Genomic DNA, 16,408 nt, shown 5'->3' on the forward strand with positions numbered 1-16,408 from the left:
ACCCATATCATCGCCACCGCCGCCCCTGCTGAAAATGGTGATCCGGCGCTCGCCCGCTACGCCGCGCAAATCAGCGCCGCGCAAAACCTGCGCTATATCGGCTATCTCTCCACCACCGGGGTTTATGGCGATGCAGGCGGCGCCTGGGTGGATGAAGACACCCCCCCCAACCCGCAATCGCCGCGCGCGCAGCGCCGCACCGCCGCCGAGGCTGCCTGGTCCAAATTAGCAAGGCCCGATTCAGGCCACGCCAAAACCGTTGATATCTTCCGCCTCGCCGGCATCTACGGCCCCGGCCGCTCGATGCTCGATGATCTGCGCGAAGGCAGCGCCCGGCGCGTCGTCAAACCCGGACATCTGTTTGGGCGCATCCACCGCGACGACATCGCTTCGGGCGTGCTCAAGGCCATGCGGCGCCCGGCCAAACCCGGCGTCAACATCTTCAATTTCTCCGACGACGAACCCGCCGCCAGTGCCGATGTCGTGGTGGAAGCCGCCCGCCTGCTCGGCGTCCCGCCCCCGGAACCAATCCCCTATGAGCAAGCCGCGCCAAGGATGACCCCCATGGGCCTGAGCTTCTGGGCCGAGAACCGCCGCGTTTCCAACAAAAAAACCAAAGCGGCCTTACAGCTTGAATGGCTCTACTCGACCTACCGGGAAGGGTTAGCCGCCATCCTCGCCGAGGAACGCGCCAACGCTCGCGCATAACAACGCCAGATCAGCCGCGCGTGACAGCCGGTGGTCTCCATCCTTCACGAACACCAGCCTCACATCCTCGCTCGCCAGCCGCTCCGCCAGCAGCAGGCAGTGCCGCCAGGGTACATCGGCATCGCGCATGCCATGCAGCACCCGCACCGGGCCGTTGAAGCCGATCGGCGCCTCCAGCACCAGGTTGCGCGCGCCATCCTCCAGCAGTTTCAGCGTCAGCGGCGTTGGCGCGCCGTATTCGCTGGGCTGGTAGATCACCCCTTTGGCGCGCAGCTCCGCCCATTCGGCCTCGCCCAACTGCGGCTTCATCAGCAATTCGGTAAAATCCGGGGCAGGGGCCACCAGCACCAGCGCCCGCACCTGCGCCAGCGCGCGCGCCAGCAGCAGCGCGATCCATCCGCCCATCGAGGACCCCACCAACAGCAGTTCCCGCCCCATTGTGGCCATTTCCACCACATGCGCCGCATCCGCCGCCCAGTCACCGATGCAGCCATCCTCAAACGCCCCGGCTGACTGCCCATGCCCCCCATAATCAAACCGCAGCATCGCCTGCCCGCGCGCGCGGCACATCTCCCATAGCGCCATCGCCTTGGTCCCGCCCATGTCGGAGGCAAACCCGGGGCAGAACACCACCACCGGCCCCGCACCCTCCAGAAACTCATACGCCAGCGCCATATCAGGCACCCGGAATGTTACCGCCACTGTAATCTCCCCTTAAGCTGCAATCCGTGATAGCGCCCCCGCCATGATTGATCGACCCATAACGATTCTCCAGGTGCTGCCCAAGCTCGATACCGGCGGCGCCGAACGGGTCGTGATCGAAATCGCCGAGGCGGTGCAGTCCTGCGGGCATATCGCGCTTATCGCCGCCGAACCCGGTGCGCTCAGCAACGCGGCCCTGCGCGCGGGGGCGCGGATCATCAACCTGCCGCTGGCCAGCAAATCGCCCTTCACCATTCGCCGCAACGCCAAACGGCTGGAAAAGCTGATCCGCGAACACAGGGTGGATCTCGTGCATGCCCATTCGCGCGCGCCCGCCTGGTCCGCCTACTGGGCCACACGGCGCACGCACACCCCGTTCGTCACCACCTATCACGGCGTCTACAGCGAAAATAACGCCTTCAAGCACCGTTATAATGCGGTCATGGCGCGCGGCGAGCGCGTGATCGCGGTCAGCGCCTTCGTGGCCGGGCTGATCCACGCCCGCTACGGCCTGGGCGGCGATAAAATCCGCGTCATTCACGGCGGCGTTGATACCGTGAAGTTCGACCCCGCCAACGTCCTGGGGGACCGCATCTCCCGCCTCGCGCGGGACTGGCGGGTGGACATGGACCAGCCCCTCATCATGCTTCCCGGCCGGCTTACCTCCTGGAAAGGCCAGAAAACCCTCATCGCCGCCCTGGCCCGCCTGCGCCATGTGGACGCCATTGCCGTTCTCGCCGGCGGCGACCAGGGGCGCGGCGCCTACGCAGCCAGCCTCGCCACGCTGGCTGAAAGCCTCGGCGTGGCCGAGCGCCTGCGTATCGTGGGGCATAACGAGGACATGCCAGCCGCCATGATGCTGGCTGACATCGTGGTTAACGCCTCGACTGATCCGGAAGCCTTCGGGCGCACCATCGTCGAGGCCCAGGCCATGGGCCGCCTTGTCATCGCGACGGACCACGGCGGCGCGCGGGAGACGATCCTCCCCGGCGAGACCGGCTTTCTCGTCCCGCCCGGCGATGCCGCCGCCCTGGCGCAGGCCATTGATGCAGCGTTGGACATGTCCGCCGGTGAGCGCATCGCCTGGGGCCGCCATGCGCGCGCGCATATCCGGCAAAACCACTCCATCGCGGCCATGCAGCAGGCGGTGCTCAATGTCTACGCGGAGTTGCTGGTATGAAGATCCTCGTCATCAAACACGGAGCCCTGGGCGACATCCTGCTCAGCCTGCCCGCCATGGCCGCCATTCGCGCCGCCCACCCGCGCGCGCAGATCACTCTGCTCACCACCAGGCCCTTCGCGCCGCTGCTGGCCGCCAGCCCGTGGTTTGACACCATCGAGACCGACGCCCGGCCTAAATTCTGGAATCTGCACGCCTTGTGGCGCCTGCGCCGCCAGCTGCGCGGCTTCGCCATGGTGTATGATCTGCAAACCTCCGGCCGCAGCACGCGCTATTTCACCCTGGCCGGGCGCCCGCCCTGGTCGGGCATCGCCAAGGGCTGCGCCTTCCCTGATGCCGCCCCCAACCGCGAGACCACCCACACCCGCGAGCGCCTGGCGGGCCAGTTGCGCGCCGCGGGGATTCCAGCCCTCCCGGTGCCGGATTTCTCCTGGCTCCTGCGCGCTGACACCTCGCGCTTCAACCTGCCGGAACAGTTCATCCTGCTGGTCCCCGGCGCCGCCCCGCACCGGCCGGAGAAGCGCTGGCCGGAGCAAAATTTCGCCCAGCTGGCGCAATCCCTGCCGCTGCCCGCCGTCATCGTGGGTGGCAAGGCGGAGGTTGAACTCGCGCGCGCCATCCCCGGCCTCAATCTCGCGGGGCAGACCAGTTTTTTCGAGCTTGCCGCCATCACCGCCCGCGCATCGCTTGCCATCGGCAACGACACTGGGCCCATGCACCTCGCCGCCGTGCTGGGCATCCCCTCGGTCGTGCTGTTCTCCGCCGCGTCTGATCCCGCACTCACCGCCCCGCGCTACCCCGATGGCGGCTGGCCCGTCATTCTCCGCGCGCCAAACCTGCGCGATCTCCCGGTTGCGCAGGTGCTCGCCTCCCTGCCATAACGCGCCATCCTTAACATCTGAGAGTTCATATGCCTGTCATCACCCTGCCCGACGGAAGCACACGCCAGTTCGACGGTGCCGTTACGGGCACGGATATTGCCGCCGCCATCGGCCCCGGCCTTGCCCGCGCGGCGCTGGCGATGGTTGTCAACGGCGCCGAGCAGGACATTGCCCGCGAAATCACCGAGGATGCCTCGGTGAAGTTCATCACCCGCAAGGATGATGCCGCCCTTGAGCTGATCCGCCATGACACCGCGCATGTGCTGGCCGCCGCCGTGCAGGCGCTTTTCCCCGGCACCCAGGTCACCATCGGCCCCTCCATCGAGAACGGCTTCTATTACGATTTCGCCCGTGACGAGCCGTTCACCCCTGATGACTTCCCGGCCATCGAAGCCAAAATGCGCGAACTCATCGCCGCCAACACGCCCTTCACCCGCGAAGTCATCGCCCGCGACGACGCCATTGCTTTGTTCGAGAGCAAGGGCGAGCGTTTCAAAGCCGAGCTGATCCGCGACCTGCCGGCTGACCAGACCATCACCATCTACCACCAGGGCGGCTGGTTCGACCTTTGCCGTGGCCCGCATCTGCGCACCACCGGCGATATCGGCACCGCCTTCAAGCTGATGAAAACCGCGGGCGCCTATTGGCGCGGCGATTCCAAGAACCCCATGCTCAGCCGGATCTACGGCACGGCCTGGCGCGACCAGAAGGAGTTGGACGCCTATCTGCTGCAACTCGAGGAAGCCGAGCGCCGCGACCACCGCCGCATCGGCCGCGAGATGGACCTCTTCCACATTCAGGAAGAGGCCGTGGGCAGCATCTTCTGGCACCAGAAGGGCTGGAAACTCTACCGCACGGTGGAGTCCTACATCCGCCGCCGGCTCGATGCCTCGGGCTATGAGGAAGTGCGCACGCCCCAGCTGGTTGACCGCAAGCTGTGGGAGAAATCAGGCCACTGGGACAAATACCGCAAACACATGTTCATTGCCGAGGTGGTGGACGAAGAATCCACCCTGGCGCTCAAGCCGATGAACTGCCCCTGCCATGTGCAGATCTTCAAGCAGGGCCTGCGCTCTTACCGCCAGCTCCCGCTGCGCATGGCCGAATTTGGCGCCTGCCACCGCTTCGAGCCCTCAGGCGCGCTGCACGGCATCATGCGCGTGCGCGCCTTCACGCAGGACGACGCGCATATTTTCTGCACCGAGGACCAGATCGCCTCGGAGACGGTCAAATTCGTGGAACTGCTCGAATCCGTCTATAAGGATTTCGGCTTCGAGAGCTTCGCGGTCAAATTCTCCGATCGTCCGGCCGAGCGCGCCGGGGCTGACGATGTGTGGGACCGCGCCGAAGCCGCGTTGAAGACCGCTTGCGAAGCCGCCGGCGTCTCCTACGAGCTTAATCCCGGCGAGGGCGCCTTCTACGGCCCGAAACTGGAATTCGTCCTGCGCGACGCCATCGGCCGTGACTGGCAATGCGGCACCATCCAGGTTGATTTCGTGCTGCCCGAGCGTCTCGACGCGGAATACGTCACGGCCGAATCGACCCGCGCCCGCCCGGTCATGCTCCACCGCGCCATCATCGGCAGTTTCGAGCGTTTCATCGGCATCCTCATTGAAAACTACGCGGGCCGCTTCCCGCTCTGGCTGGCGCCGACACAGGCCGTCGTCGCCACCATCGTCTCCGATGCTGATGCCTATGCCGAGGAGGTGGTGGCCGCATTACGCGCCGCCGGTCTTGCCGCCGAGGCTGATGTCTCCAACCAGAAGATCAACGCCAAAATCCGCGACCATTCCCTGCATTATGTTCCCAACATATTGGTGGTGGGCCGCAAGGAGGCTGAGGAACGCACGGTGGCCATCCGACGCTTGGGCGGCGCCGCGCAGCAAATTTTGCCTTTGGCCGAAGCCATCGCCCTGCTCAAGGCCGAGGCAACCCCGCCTGACCTTCGTTAAAAAACAACTCCCTGGCCACCGGCAAAAACCGGTGGCCAGGGCAGGGGTTATTTCATCGCGATCTTCAGGTTGCTGTCGAGCTTGTCGAGGAAGTCCTGGGTGTTCATCCAGGGCGCATCCTTGGAGATCAGCGTCGCCAGATCCTTGGTCATGAAGCCGGCTTCCACCGTCTGCACGCAGACCTTCTCCAGCGTCTCGGCAAAGGCCACCACATCGGGCGTGCCGTCAAACTGGCCGCGATAGATCAGCCCGCGCGTCCAGGCGAAAATGCTGGCGATCGGGTTGGTCGAGGTCTGCTTGCCCTTCTGGTGGTCGCGGTAATGGCGCGTCACTGTGCCGTGCGCGGCCTCGGCCTCAACGGTCTGGCCATCGGGGCTGAGCAGCACCGAGGTCATCAGCCCGAGCGAGCCAAAGCCCTGCGCCACGATGTCGGACTGCACATCGCCATCGTAGTTCTTGCAGGCCCACAGATACCCGCCGCTCCACTTCAGCGCGCAGGCGACCATGTCGTCGATCAGCCGGTGCTCATAGGTCAGCCCGGCGGCATCGTATTTCGCCTTGAACTCGTTGTTGAAGATCGCCTCGAAGGCATCCTTGAAGGTGCCGTCATAGGCTTTCAAAATCGTGTTCTTGGTTGAGAGATAAACCGGGTATTTGCGCATCAGCCCGTAGTTGAAGCTGGCGCGCGCGAACCCCTCGATCGAGGCCAGGGTATTGTGCATGCCCATGGTCACGCCCGCACCTTTGAAGTCATGCACTTCCAGGCTCACGGGCGCGCCGCCATCGGCGGGGGTGTAGGTCAGCTCCACCTTGCCGGCGCCGGGGATTTTCATCTCAACCGCGCGGTAAATATCGCCATAGGCGTGACGGCCGATCACGATCGGCTCTGACCAGTGCGGAACCAGGCGCGGCACGTTCTTGCAGATGATCGGCTCGCGGAAGATGGTTCCGTCCAGCACGTTGCGGATGGTCCCGTTCGGGCTGCGCCACATCTTCTTCAGGCCAAATTCAACAACCCGCGCCTCGTCAGGCGTAATGGTCGCGCATTTAACGCCCACGCCGTATTTTTTAGTGGCATGGGCGGCGTCCAGCGTCACCTGGTCGTCGGTCTGGTCGCGATATTCAATGCCGAGGTCGTAATATTTAAGGTCGATGTCGAGATACGGGAGGATCAGCTTCTCCTTGATGAAGCCCCAGATGATCCGGGTCATCTCATCGCCGTCCATCTCCACGACCGGGGTTTTTACCTTGATTTTCGCCATGCGCAACGCTCCTTATATTATGGCGACTTCCATATCATTCCAGGCCGGGGAGACAAGCCTGCCCAAGGGTCCAGCCCCCGCATGGACGGGTTGCGCAACTCGGGATAGGAAAACCCCAGGATTCTGAGGAGTTGAACCATGAGTGGGCGGATTGCGGCGAAAATTGACTGGGCGAGCGACTGGGACAGGGACGCGGCGCTGACCACGGCCAAGCTGCTGCTGGAGATCAAGGCGGTGAACTTCCGCCCGGAGGAGCCCTATACGCTCACCTCCGGCTGGAAATCCCCGGTTTATATCGACTGCCGCAAAATCATCTTCTTCCCCCGCGCGCGCGCCAAAATCTGCGATCTCGCGGTCGAGAAAATCAGCCGCCATATCGGTTACGAAGCCATTCAGGCCGTGGCCGGCGGAGAGACCGCGGGCATCCCCTTCGCCGCGTGGATCGCCGAGCGCATGAGCGCCCCCATGGCCTACATCCGCAAGCAACCTAAGGGTTTTGGCCGTAATTCCCTCATTGAGGGCGATGTGCCCGAGGGCATGAACACCCTGCTGGTGGAGGATTTAACCACCGACGGCGGCTCCAAAATCCAGTTCGCCAAGGCCCTGCGCGAGGCCGGGGCCATCTGCAACCATACCTTCGTGGTGTTTTTCTACGGCGTCTTCCCCGGCAGCTTCGAGACCCTGGCGAGCATGGATATTTCGCTGCATCACCTATGCACCTGGTGGGACGTTCTGGAGGCAGCCAAGAGCCAGCCCTATTTCTCCGACTCGGCGCTCACCGGCGTGCGCAAGTTTTTGGAGAACCCCATGGCCTGGTCGGCGGCGCATGGTGGCGTCGGCACGGCGGAGGAGGCTCTGGCGCATAAAATGGGCAAAGCCGCGAAACCGGCCTGATGGCGCTGCTTGCCGCCCTGCGGGAGATTGCCGGGGAGGGCGCGGTTCTCACCGCCCCGGCTGACCGCGCCGCCTATGAGACGGACTGGCGCCAGCTCTCGCACCATCAGGCGCTCTGCGTGGTGCTGCCACAATCCACCGCCGAGGTCGCGGCAATCGTGAAGCTGTGCGCGGCCCACGGCGTGGCCATCGTCCCCCAGGGCGGCAATACCGGCCTCGTCGCGGGTGGCGTGCCGGCCCCTGGCGGCAACCAGATCATCCTCAACCTGCGCCGGTTGCACCAAATCCGCGCGTTGGACCCTGTGGGTGACACCATCACCGCCGAGGCAGGTGCAACCCTGCACGCGGTGCGCGAGGCGGCGGCGCGCGCGAACAAGCTTTTCCCCATCAGCTTCGGCGCGGAGGGTTCGGCCCAAATCGGCGGGATCATCTCCACCAATGCCGGCGGCATGCAGGTGCTCTCCTACGGCTCCACCCGCGCCCAGGTGCTGGGGCTGGAGGCCGTGCTGGCCGATGGCCGCATCTGGAATGGCTTAAGCGCCCTGCGCAAGGACAACACCGGCCTGGACCTCAAGCAGCTTTTCATCGGCGCGGAGGGCACGCTCGGCATCATCACCGCGGTCACCCTGCGGCTCTACCCCGCGCCAAGCGCCCAGGCCTGCGCCCTGGCCGGGGTGGCGGATGTCGCGGCGGCGCTGGAGCTGTTCACGCGGCTTCGCCATCAATGCGGGCCCGCGCTTACCTTATGCGAGTTCATCGACGGCCCGGCAATGCAGCTCGGCGCTGCCCACACCCCGGGCGGGCGGCTGCCCTTTGGCGCGTCCGCTTATGTTTTGCTCGAACTCTCAGCCCTGGATGCCGCCGCCACCCCCGCCGCCACGCTGGAGCGCCTGCTGGTGGAAACCCTGGAATCCGGGCTCACGCAGGATGCCGTCATCGCCCAGTCCACGCGCGAGGCGCAGGGGTTCATCGCCATGCGCGAGGCTGTCTCCGAAGGGGAATTGCGCGAGGGCGGCGCGGTCAAGCATGACATCGCGGTGCCTCTGGCCGCCATCCCTGAAACCGTGGCCGCCATCGAAACCCTGGTGGCGGCAAAATACCCGGGCTGCCGCCTGAACATTTTCGGCCATTTGGGCGATGGCAATCTGCACATCAACATCCGCCCGCCGGCGGGCCAGACCCTCGCCAGCCTCGCCGCCCGCAAAACCGCCATCACCACTGATGTCGAAGCCCTGGCGGTGGCCCGTGGCGGCAGTTTCTCCGCCGAGCACGGCATCGGCCAGTTCCGCCTCGCGGGCATGCGCGCGCATAAATCAGCGGTGGACCTCGACCTCATGCGCGCCCTCAAGGCCGCGCTGGACCCGCAAAACCTCTTCAATCCGGGCAAACTGCTGCCCGCGAAGGATTAAACCCGCATGAACCCCCCGCCGCAGCTGGCTGATTTCCCCTCCCAGACCTACGACAAGCTCCGCTACGGCGACACGGACCGCCAGGGCCACATCAACAACGTCGCCTTCGCCAGCTTTCTGGAAACCGGCCGCGTTGCCTTGCTCGAGGCCGCAGGACGGATGCTCACCGAGCCAGGCTTCAACTTTGTCCTGGCTCGGATCACCATTGACTATCTGGCGGAGATCCATCTGCCGGGCACGGTCGAGATCGGCTCAGCCGTCAAAACCATAGGCAACAGCTCGGTTACCTTAACCCAGGCCCTGTTCCAACGCGAGAAATGCGTGGCCACCTGCGAGGCTGTCATGGTCCAGGTGGACCCGGCAACCAGCCGCTCCGCCGCGCTCAGCCCCACGCTGCGCGCGTCACTGAACGCGCTGATGTCATCAGGCTCTAAACCCGCACCAGCCCGATAATGGTGGTCTGCGGCGGCATGTTGGGCAGCAACGTCGGCCAGCGGGTCGCCGGCGCGTCAAAACTGGCGGTAGGCGTGGCGCCCGGATGGCGCACCGCCGCGAAAATCGTCCTGCTGTCAAAACCAACCCCGCCCATCGCCGCGCCAACCGGCGCGAGATAAGCGGTTGTCAGCAGATAAGGGCTGGGGCCTGCGGTCTGCATCACAAACAACCCGTCCGCGCCCTCGCTAGTGTCACCGCCCTGGTCGGTGCCGATCCACAGCTCACCCGTGGCGGCCAGATTCAGTGTGCGCGGCTTGCGCAGCCAGCCGCTGGAGCCCGCCACATAGTCCGTGCCCGCCGTGGTGGCCGGGTTGCCGGCGGCCAAAACTACCTTTCCGGCAAAATTTTTCGCGGTCACATCGCCGCCCGGCGGCATCAGCGCCACAATATGCCCGTTGCCGTCCCCCGCGCGCGGGTTGAGCGCATCGGGCGCCGTGCGGGCGGGGTTTCCGGCACAGGCGAGGTAGACCGTCCCTCCGTCCGCGCTGATGGCGATTCCGCCTGGCGCATCAAAGGCCGAGCCTCCGGCGATCGCGGCGGCGTTCACCGCCCCAACCAGGGCCGGGATGGTACCCGGCAGATCGAGCCAGATAACACCGCCGGCGGTAATCTGGGCGACTGCCAGCGTGCCTGAATCCAGTGCCGTGCCGCCGGTTGTGGCGGTGGCGGCGGCGATAAAGCGGAACAAGAACCCGCCTGGCGCATCCTGGCTCATAAAAATAACCGCCCGGCCATCCTGTGCCGCCGTGGCGGCGATCCCCGCGCGCGCAAAACGCCCCAGCGCCGTGCGTTTCGCCGGTATCGACCCCGGATGCAGCGCGTTCAGCTCGCTCACCCAGCCAAAGCGCGGCGCCTGCGCCGGGTCGTCATAGCCATAACCCACTCCCGCGAGGCGCTTCAGCCAGGGCGCGGTATGGCCCTCGGCCAGCAGCACATTGCCCCAGGGTGTGGCGCAGCCCGCCTGCGGCGCCAGCAAGCCCTGCACGGTACTGCCGATAACCGGCGCCACGGGCCCGGTGATTTCGCAGAGCGTGCCGTCCGTGATGCGGCGCGACTGATAGCCGCCATCAACCGTCATCCAGCGGCCGGACATGTATTGCAGGTTCAGGATGGTCGCGCCCTGCAACCGGCCGGCCACAGCGGGATTATCAACCCCGCCGGGAAAGACCATGCGCGCCGGGGCCGTGGGGTTGGCCACCACCATCACCAGCCGGGGAATACCATCCTGCGCCGGGGGCGGGGAGATCATCGCGGCGATCACGCCGTCATAGGGAAATTGCGCCCGGGCCTGATCCGCGTTCAGCGCGTCCGGGTTGAACGGCGGCGCATTTGGCAGCACGGCATCGCCCCAGCGGATCATGACAATGCGGTTGAACCCTTCGCCCACCGTATCGTCGAGCTTGGCGGCCTGCGATCTGCTCCCCGTTGCGGCGGGGGCCGCGGGTGCGGAAGCGCTGGTAACGCCCAGCATGGATTGCGCCCGCGCGCTGGCGAGAGAGAGTGTGGCGAGTGAAAGGCCGTTAAGCAGATCCCGCCGTTTCATGGGCTAAAACCCGCTGCCGCTGCTTGGGCCACCGGCCGGGGCGCCGCCCAGGCTGCTGGCGCTTGAACTGGCGCTGCTGGTGTCCGCCGCGGCTCCCAGCGGGTTGTAGCTGCCGACCCCGCCGATCAGCTGGCGGATGAAACTCGGCTTGCCGCCCGGCACCGGCGTCTGCGCGCCATCCATCGCGACATGCACGCGATCCTTTAGGTCTTTCTCCGAAATGCCCTGCAGAATACCGTTATTGTTGAACTTCAGCACCACGACATGCTGGTGCTTCACGCCCTCGGTCTGGCCGATGCGGATTTTCGTGATCTGGCTGACATAATCCCAGTTATTATTGTCGAACTGCTCCACGAAGGTCGGCGGGCCGAGCAGCGCCTGCACGTCGGCCTGGCTGGAAATCCCCGGCGTCAGCTCGTTAAGGTCATGCTGCGTCACGGCGATGCCGCGGTAGTGCGGCGCATCCGTGAACACGGCGCAGCCCGGCAAGGTCAGTATCGCGCAGAGCAGGGTCGTCAATGACAGCGGGGCAGGGCGCACGCTTAAGGTCCTTAAAGAGCTTGGAGAGGGTATCTCAGGCGGTTGGGTCTCACGGCAGGGGCTTCCGTGTCAATGCAGTCAGCCTATATCTAGGGCATGGAACAGAATTTTCACCGGCCCATCAGGGCCTCACATATTAAAGAAGCCACGCAGGAACATATACTGCTGGCTGACGAGGCCACGCGCGGTGAGCTGGCGTCACGCTTCAGCCTGCCGGGCATCGCCCTGCTGCGGGGGGCGTTCGCGCTCCGTCACGAGCGCGCCGGGGTTATCGCCGCGCGTTTGCGCATGCAGGCCAAGGTCACGCAAACCTGCGTCGTCACGCTGGAGCCGTTCGACACCCGCATCGACGAGGAATGCGAGCTGCGATTCGTCCCCGCGCAGAGCCTGCCCGAGTCCGAGGGCGTGGAGCTAGACCCCGAAACCCTCGAAGGCCCGGACGAAATTCCCTACACGGCTGACCTGCTGGACCTCGGCGAAGCCCTGGCCGAACAGCTCGCCCTGGCGCTAGACCCTTACCCGCGCAAGCCCGGCGCCACCCTGCCGGCCGAATTCAGCGGCGAGCCGGAAAGCCCCTTCGCCGCGCTCAAGGCCCGCAAAGGCGGCGCTGACGCATAAATTCCCCGCCCGCCGCCAGCCCTTCCGCCGTCGCGTGGCATCTATGACTTGCGACACAGCGGCGCCTCTGCTACGCCGCGCCTCTCGTTCCTCTTTACCGTATTTTTTAAGGTTGCAGCAGCTATGGCCGTTCCTAAACGTAAAACCTCCCCCTCGCGCGCCGGCATGCGCCGCAGCCATCAGGCTTTGCGCGCGGAAGCGCACGCGGAATGCGGCAACTGCGGCGAGCTCAAGCGCCCGCACCATGTCTGCGCCCATTGCGGCCATTATGATAACCGTGAAGTCGTTGCCTCCGGCAAGACCGCCAAAGGCGTCGTTCGCGTCTAAAGCCTTTCTTTCGGTAAAATCGGCAACAGGAATCTCCCCCAAGGGTATGCAATGAGCCGGAGCAATATACTGGCTGTGGATGCCATGGGGGGGGATCACGCGCCCGAGGCGATTATCGCCGGGCTCGAGATTGCCGCGGTGCGGCATCCGCTGGCCCGTTTTCTGTTGTTCGGCGATGAAGCGGTGCTGGCGCCGCTGCTCGCCAAGACCAAGCGCCTCAAGGCCCAGAGCACGCTGCATCACGCAGGCGCCATCGTCACAGGCGATATGAAGCCGACGGTCGCCTTGCGGATGCGCGATTCCTCGATGCGCCGCGCGATTGACGCGGTGCACGATAACCAGGCCGCCGGGGTGATCTCCGCCGGCAACACCGGCGCGCTGCTCGCTCTCTCCAAAATTGTCCTCAAAACCCTGCAAGGGATTGACCGTCCGGCGATGGCGGCAACCGCCCCCTCGGCCAGGGGCGATGTCGTGATGCTTGATCTTGGCCTCAACGTGGTCTGCGACTCCCGCAATCTGGTCGAATTTGCCCTGATGGGCGAGATGTTCGCCAAAATCGTGCTGGGCCTGCCCGCGCCCACCATCGGCCTGCTCAATGTAGGCTCCGAGGAAGGCAAGGGGAACGACATTCTCCGCACCGCCGCCGCCACGCTGCGCGAAAGCCCGATCGGCGCGCAGTTCCACGGCTTCATCGAAGGTCACGACATCACCGCGGGCACGGTCAACGTCATCGTTACTGATGGCTTCACTGGCAACGTCGCGTTGAAAACCGGGGAGGGCGCCTTCAAGCTGGTCGGCGACCTGCTGAAGCGGGTTTTCGCCTCCGGGCCGCTCGCCAAGGCTGGTTATGTGCTCGCCCGTGGTGCGTTGCGGCGCCTGCGCGAGTTGCTCGACCCCCGCCGCTACAACGGCGCGGTGCTGCTCGGATTGAACGGCGTGGTGGTCAAATCCCACGGCGGAACGGATGCTGAAGGATTTGCACATGCGGTGGATGTGGCGATGGATATGATAAGCAACGATTTCAACAGCCGTATCGCTGAAGGGCTGGCCGCCATGGACCGCGCCATTCTCGCCTCCGAACAGGCAGCCAATCCCGATGTCTGAGCGTTTGCGCCGCCGCGCGGTCCTGGCTGGCATCGGCACCTATCTGCCGGAAAAAATCGTCTCCAACGCCGAAATGGCGGAGCGCGTGGACACCTCCGACGAATGGATCACCGAGCGCACGGGCATCCGCCAGCGCCACTTCGCCGGCCGGCATGAGACCTGCGCCTTCATGGGCACAGAAGCCGCGCGCGGCGCCCTGGCCACCGCCGGCATCGTGCCGGAGAATGTCGGCGCCATCATCCTCGCCACCTCCACGCCGGATCAGGCTTTTCCCTCCACCGCCGTGCATGTGCAGGGGATGCTGGGCGCCAAAAACGCCTTCGGGTTTGATATTTCGGCCGCCTGCTCGGGCTTCATTTATGGTCTTGGCATTGCCGAGGCGATGCTCCGCGCCGGCCAGGCAAATCACATTCTGGTGATCGGCTCCGAGGTTTATTCCCGCATCCTCAACTTTGCCGACCGCGGCACCTGCGTTTTATTTGGCGATGGCGCGGGCGCCGTGCTGCTCAGCGCCCGCGACGTGGCGGAGGACGGCCCCGGCATTCTCTCCACGCATCTGCACTCCGACGGCACGCTGACCGATATTCTCTATGTTGATGGCGCGGTCGGCCAGCCTGACAAACCAGGTCATCTGGTCATGAACGGGCGCGAGGTTTTCCGCCATGCGGTTACCCTTCTGGCTTCCGCTGTCAACGAAGCTTTGGCCGCCAATGATCTGACAGCAAAGGATATCGACTGGCTGGTGCCGCATCAGGCCAACCGCCGGATTATTGATGGCGTCGGCCGCAAGCTAGGCCTGCCGCAGGAGCGGGTGGTGGTCACGGTGGACCAGCACGCCAACACCTCCGCGGCCAGTATTCCTCTGGCGCTGGCGCAGGCGATCAACGACGGGCGGATCAAGCCCGGGCAGCTGGTTTTGCTGGAAGCCCTCGGCGGCGGCTTGACATGGGGTTCAGCGCTTCTCCGTATGTGACGGAAAAATAAAACGAATTGTTGACCGCGCGCGCGCGCGTGCTAATCTTGTAAAATGAACACATTGACGCGCGCACAACTAACCGAGGCGATCTATGCCGCCGTTGGCTTGTCTCGCAACGAATCGGCCGATTTACTCGAAGCGACTCTCTCGCGCATGGCGGACGCGCTCACGGAGGGGAAATCCGTTAAAATTAGCGGGTTCGGCACATTTTCTGTCCGCCAGAAAGGCCGCCGTGTGGGCCGTAACCCGAAAACCGGCGTCGAGGTTCCGATTTTACCCCGCCGTGTTCTGGTTTTCCGCCCCAGCCAGATGCTGCGGGACGCGGTAAATGCCCCGCCCCGCCCGTCGGTTGGGCAGTAACGGAATAATTGATGGTTCGCATGGTGGATGAAGAATACCCCGACGATGAAGACGCATTGCCGGAGGCCCACGCCGAGTCCGGACGGGTTCGGCCACGCAAAACCGCGGATGCTTTTCGTACCATCAGCGAGGTAGCCGACGAGCTTCATGTGCCGCAGCATGTGCTGCGTTTCTGGGAGACCAAATTTCCCCAGGTGCGTCCGCTCAAGCGCGGCGGTGGCCGGCGGTACTACCGCCCCGAGGATGTGCTGCTGCTCCGCCGTGTGGCGGACCTGCTTTACACCCAGGGCTACACGATCAAGGGTGTGCAGCGCCTGCTGCGTGAAGGCGGCGGCGCTCTGCATGAGAATATCCCCCCCGCCTCGCAGGAGGAACGCCAGGCGGCCGAGGTTGAGCTTGGCGCCGCTCCGGTGCCGGTTGCGGTAAACGCGCCCTCCGCGCCGCAGGTCATCCCGCATTTGCCGGTGCCAGGCTTCGCCGCTAAGGCTGAGCTTGATGTGGCGGATGTACCGGCCGAGGCGTTGCCTGAAGCCGCAATGGCCATCCCCGCCGATGATGACATCATCAGCCAGGAATTTGCCGTCGAGGAACCGGCCACCGTCAATCCCGTTGGCGCTGAACCCGCTGGTCCCGAACCAGCGAGCATGGAACGCGCAAACTGGATACGAGCAAATTGGGAAAATGAGCGCCTGCGCACCTTGCTGGCCGAGGCGCTGGCAGCACTTGAAGAACTCCGGGGCATGCTGGGCTAGGTCCTGATCACACTTAAACGAATCAGGCTCTAGAATCGGGACACCAGAGCAAGACACCAGAGCAACCAGAGCAATATGCGTTCGGATTGGCCCGCAAATCGGATCAATCCCAACTTATCGCGTTCGAAAAACCACGCTCAACAGATACACAATACCGCTGAGCGCCGAAATCCAGAAGCTCGCCGGCCAGTCCGTGTAATAGCTGAGTGAAATCCCCGCCCATGCCTCGGCCAGCGCAATCCCTGCCGCCAATCCCAGCCCCGGCAGTACGCGCATGCTCAGCCGCTGCGCCGTCGCCGCCGGGCCAACCATCAGCGCAAACACCAGCAACACGCCCACAATCTGCGCGCAGGCCGCGGTGGTCAGCCCCACCAGGCCCAGAAACACGAGCCCCAGCCCGCGCAGCGAAACGCCCTTCGCCTCCGCCAGCTCCGGGTTGAGGCTGGCAAACAGCAGCGGCCGGGCAATCATCCCCAATATCCCCAGCGAGAGCGCCGCCAGCCCGAGCAGCGCGTAAATCGTCGGCAGGTCCACGCCCAGCACGTCGCCAAACAGCAGCGCCGTTGCCGCCGTGGCATAGCTGGTGAAAAAATGCAGGAACAAGAGCCCCAGCCCGAGCGACATGGTTAAAATCACCCCGATGGCGATATCGCGCTCGGCCAGCCTTTCTCCCAGCGCGCCCATCAGCACGCCGCCCAGCACGGT

General features: G+C 64.9%; 18 protein-coding genes. 13 read left to right on the forward strand and 5 right to left on the reverse strand.

Annotation, left to right across the window (positions count from 1 at the left end; translation table 11 throughout):
* The coding region (locus HKL97_RS10855; RefSeq protein ID WP_291425212.1) for an SDR family NAD(P)-dependent oxidoreductase at nt 1–708 on the forward strand (708 nt) is incomplete at its 5' end.
* Here HKL97_RS10855 and HKL97_RS10860 read toward each other — a convergent pair.
* On the reverse strand, nt 664–1,410 hold the full coding sequence (locus HKL97_RS10860; protein WP_291425214.1) for a carboxylesterase: 747 nt from the start codon (nt 1,408–1,410) through the stop codon (nt 664–666). The genes HKL97_RS10855 and HKL97_RS10860 overlap by 45 nt on opposite strands.
* A 43-nt stretch (nt 1,411–1,453) precedes the next feature.
* Between HKL97_RS10860 and HKL97_RS10865 the strand changes: the two genes are divergently transcribed.
* The 3 genes from HKL97_RS10865 to thrS are packed head-to-tail and all read left to right on the forward strand — an operon-like array spanning nt 1,454 to nt 5,423.
* Complete coding sequence (locus HKL97_RS10865) at nt 1,454–2,590, forward strand: glycosyltransferase (RefSeq protein WP_291425216.1); 1,137 nt, start codon at nt 1,454–1,456, stop codon at nt 2,588–2,590.
* Nucleotides 2,587–3,471, forward strand: coding sequence for a glycosyltransferase family 9 protein (locus tag HKL97_RS10870; RefSeq protein ID WP_291425218.1), 885 nt, complete (start codon nt 2,587–2,589; stop codon nt 3,469–3,471). The genes HKL97_RS10865 and HKL97_RS10870 overlap by 4 nt, the downstream gene beginning before the upstream one ends.
* Before the next feature lie 29 nt (nt 3,472–3,500).
* Nucleotides 3,501–5,423 carry a threonine--tRNA ligase gene (gene thrS, locus HKL97_RS10875; RefSeq protein WP_291425220.1) on the forward strand — a complete coding sequence of 641 codons (1,923 nt, stop codon included), beginning with the start codon at nt 3,501–3,503 and terminating at the stop codon, nt 5,421–5,423.
* 47 nt (nt 5,424–5,470) lie between these two features.
* On the opposite strand, the gene HKL97_RS10880 is transcribed toward thrS, so the two are convergent.
* Complete coding sequence (locus HKL97_RS10880; RefSeq protein WP_284256353.1) at nt 5,471–6,685, reverse strand: NADP-dependent isocitrate dehydrogenase; 1,215 nt, start codon at nt 6,683–6,685, stop codon at nt 5,471–5,473.
* A gap of 138 nt (nt 6,686–6,823) precedes the next feature.
* Here HKL97_RS10880 and HKL97_RS10885 point away from each other — a divergent pair, with 138 nt between their 5' ends.
* From HKL97_RS10885 to HKL97_RS10895, 3 genes are read left to right on the forward strand one after another with little or no spacing between them, the layout of a single operon-like run.
* Nucleotides 6,824–7,579 (forward strand): orotate phosphoribosyltransferase, encoded by a 756-nt coding sequence (locus HKL97_RS10885; protein ID WP_291425224.1) that lies wholly within the window; start codon nt 6,824–6,826, stop codon nt 7,577–7,579.
* Nucleotides 7,579–8,988, forward strand: a complete 1,410-nt coding sequence (locus HKL97_RS10890; RefSeq protein WP_291425227.1) for an FAD-binding oxidoreductase — start codon at nt 7,579–7,581, stop codon at nt 8,986–8,988. The genes HKL97_RS10885 and HKL97_RS10890 overlap by 1 nt, the downstream gene beginning before the upstream one ends.
* 6 nt (nt 8,989–8,994) lie before the next feature.
* Nucleotides 8,995–9,441: a thioesterase family protein gene (locus tag HKL97_RS10895; RefSeq protein ID WP_291425229.1), complete on the forward strand. Its 447-nt coding sequence runs from the start codon at nt 8,995–8,997 to the stop codon at nt 9,439–9,441.
* Here HKL97_RS10895 and HKL97_RS10900 read toward each other — a convergent pair.
* Nucleotides 9,419–11,026, reverse strand: a complete 1,608-nt coding sequence (locus tag HKL97_RS10900; protein ID WP_291425231.1) for a PhoX family phosphatase — start codon at nt 11,024–11,026, stop codon at nt 9,419–9,421. The genes HKL97_RS10895 and HKL97_RS10900 overlap by 23 nt on opposite strands.
* A gap of 3 nt (nt 11,027–11,029) precedes the next feature.
* A complete protein-coding gene (locus HKL97_RS10905) occupies nt 11,030–11,566 on the reverse strand; it encodes an outer membrane protein assembly factor BamE (RefSeq protein WP_291425233.1) in 537 nt (178 codons plus the stop codon).
* Nucleotides 11,567–11,662: 96 nt separating this feature from the next.
* Between HKL97_RS10905 and HKL97_RS10910 the strand changes: the two genes are divergently transcribed.
* The 6 genes from HKL97_RS10910 to HKL97_RS10935 all read left to right on the forward strand — a co-directional run bounded on the left by HKL97_RS10910 (nt 11,663) and on the right by HKL97_RS10935 (nt 15,703).
* On the forward strand, nt 11,663–12,184 hold the full coding sequence (locus HKL97_RS10910) for a DUF177 domain-containing protein (RefSeq protein WP_291425235.1): 522 nt from the start codon (nt 11,663–11,665) through the stop codon (nt 12,182–12,184).
* 123 nt (nt 12,185–12,307) lie between these two features.
* Complete coding sequence (rpmF, locus tag HKL97_RS10915; protein ID WP_291425237.1) at nt 12,308–12,511, forward strand: 50S ribosomal protein L32; 204 nt, start codon at nt 12,308–12,310, stop codon at nt 12,509–12,511.
* A 51-nt stretch (nt 12,512–12,562) separates the two neighbouring features.
* Nucleotides 12,563–13,615: a phosphate acyltransferase PlsX gene (plsX, locus tag HKL97_RS10920; RefSeq protein ID WP_291425239.1), complete on the forward strand. Its 1,053-nt coding sequence runs from the start codon at nt 12,563–12,565 to the stop codon at nt 13,613–13,615.
* Nucleotides 13,608–14,588, forward strand: a complete 981-nt coding sequence (locus HKL97_RS10925; protein ID WP_291425242.1) for a beta-ketoacyl-ACP synthase III — start codon at nt 13,608–13,610, stop codon at nt 14,586–14,588. The genes plsX and HKL97_RS10925 overlap by 8 nt, the downstream gene beginning before the upstream one ends.
* Nucleotides 14,589–14,642: 54 nt before the next feature.
* Nucleotides 14,643–14,951: an integration host factor subunit alpha gene (locus HKL97_RS10930; protein WP_291425244.1), complete on the forward strand. Its 309-nt coding sequence runs from the start codon at nt 14,643–14,645 to the stop codon at nt 14,949–14,951.
* A gap of 11 nt (nt 14,952–14,962) precedes the next feature.
* The gene (locus tag HKL97_RS10935; RefSeq protein WP_408821042.1) at nt 14,963–15,703 is read left to right on the forward strand and encodes a MerR family transcriptional regulator; all 741 of its coding nucleotides are present in this window, start codon (nt 14,963–14,965) and stop codon (nt 15,701–15,703) included.
* 114 nt (nt 15,704–15,817) lie between these two features.
* Here the strand turns inward: HKL97_RS10935 and HKL97_RS10940 are convergent.
* Nucleotides 15,818–16,408 (reverse strand): metal ABC transporter permease (locus HKL97_RS10940; protein WP_291425245.1); only part of this gene is annotated, 591 nt, incomplete at its 5' end.

Source organism: Acidocella sp., assembly GCF_013044125.1.
Taxonomy (GTDB): Bacteria; Pseudomonadota; Alphaproteobacteria; order Acetobacterales; family Acetobacteraceae; genus Acidocella.

What these genes read in the sequence shown, in the direction of transcription:
- HKL97_RS10865 (WP_291425216.1), top strand. Translation starts at nt 1,454, where the DNA reads ATGATTGATCGACCCATAACGATTCTCCAGGTGCTGCCCAAGCTCGAT.
- HKL97_RS10870 (WP_291425218.1), top strand. Translation starts at nt 2,587, where the DNA reads ATGAAGATCCTCGTCATCAAACACGGAGCCCTGGGCGACATCCTGCTC.
- thrS (WP_291425220.1), top strand. Translation starts at nt 3,501, where the DNA reads ATGCCTGTCATCACCCTGCCCGACGGAAGCACACGCCAGTTCGACGGT.
- HKL97_RS10880 (WP_284256353.1), bottom strand. Translation starts at nt 6,685, where the DNA reads ATGGCGAAAATCAAGGTAAAAACCCCGGTCGTGGAGATGGACGGCGAT.
- HKL97_RS10885 (WP_291425224.1), top strand. Translation starts at nt 6,824, where the DNA reads ATGAGTGGGCGGATTGCGGCGAAAATTGACTGGGCGAGCGACTGGGAC.
- HKL97_RS10890 (WP_291425227.1), top strand. Translation starts at nt 7,579, where the DNA reads ATGGCGCTGCTTGCCGCCCTGCGGGAGATTGCCGGGGAGGGCGCGGTT.
- HKL97_RS10895 (WP_291425229.1), top strand. Translation starts at nt 8,995, where the DNA reads ATGAACCCCCCGCCGCAGCTGGCTGATTTCCCCTCCCAGACCTACGAC.
- HKL97_RS10900 (WP_291425231.1), bottom strand. Translation starts at nt 11,026, where the DNA reads ATGAAACGGCGGGATCTGCTTAACGGCCTTTCACTCGCCACACTCTCT.
- HKL97_RS10910 (WP_291425235.1), top strand. Translation starts at nt 11,663, where the DNA reads ATGGAACAGAATTTTCACCGGCCCATCAGGGCCTCACATATTAAAGAA.
- rpmF (WP_291425237.1), top strand. Translation starts at nt 12,308, where the DNA reads ATGGCCGTTCCTAAACGTAAAACCTCCCCCTCGCGCGCCGGCATGCGC.
- plsX (WP_291425239.1), top strand. Translation starts at nt 12,563, where the DNA reads ATGAGCCGGAGCAATATACTGGCTGTGGATGCCATGGGGGGGGATCAC.
- HKL97_RS10925 (WP_291425242.1), top strand. Translation starts at nt 13,608, where the DNA reads ATGTCTGAGCGTTTGCGCCGCCGCGCGGTCCTGGCTGGCATCGGCACC.
- HKL97_RS10930 (WP_291425244.1), top strand. Translation starts at nt 14,643, where the DNA reads ATGAACACATTGACGCGCGCACAACTAACCGAGGCGATCTATGCCGCC.
- HKL97_RS10935 (WP_408821042.1), top strand. Translation starts at nt 14,963, where the DNA reads ATGGTTCGCATGGTGGATGAAGAATACCCCGACGATGAAGACGCATTG.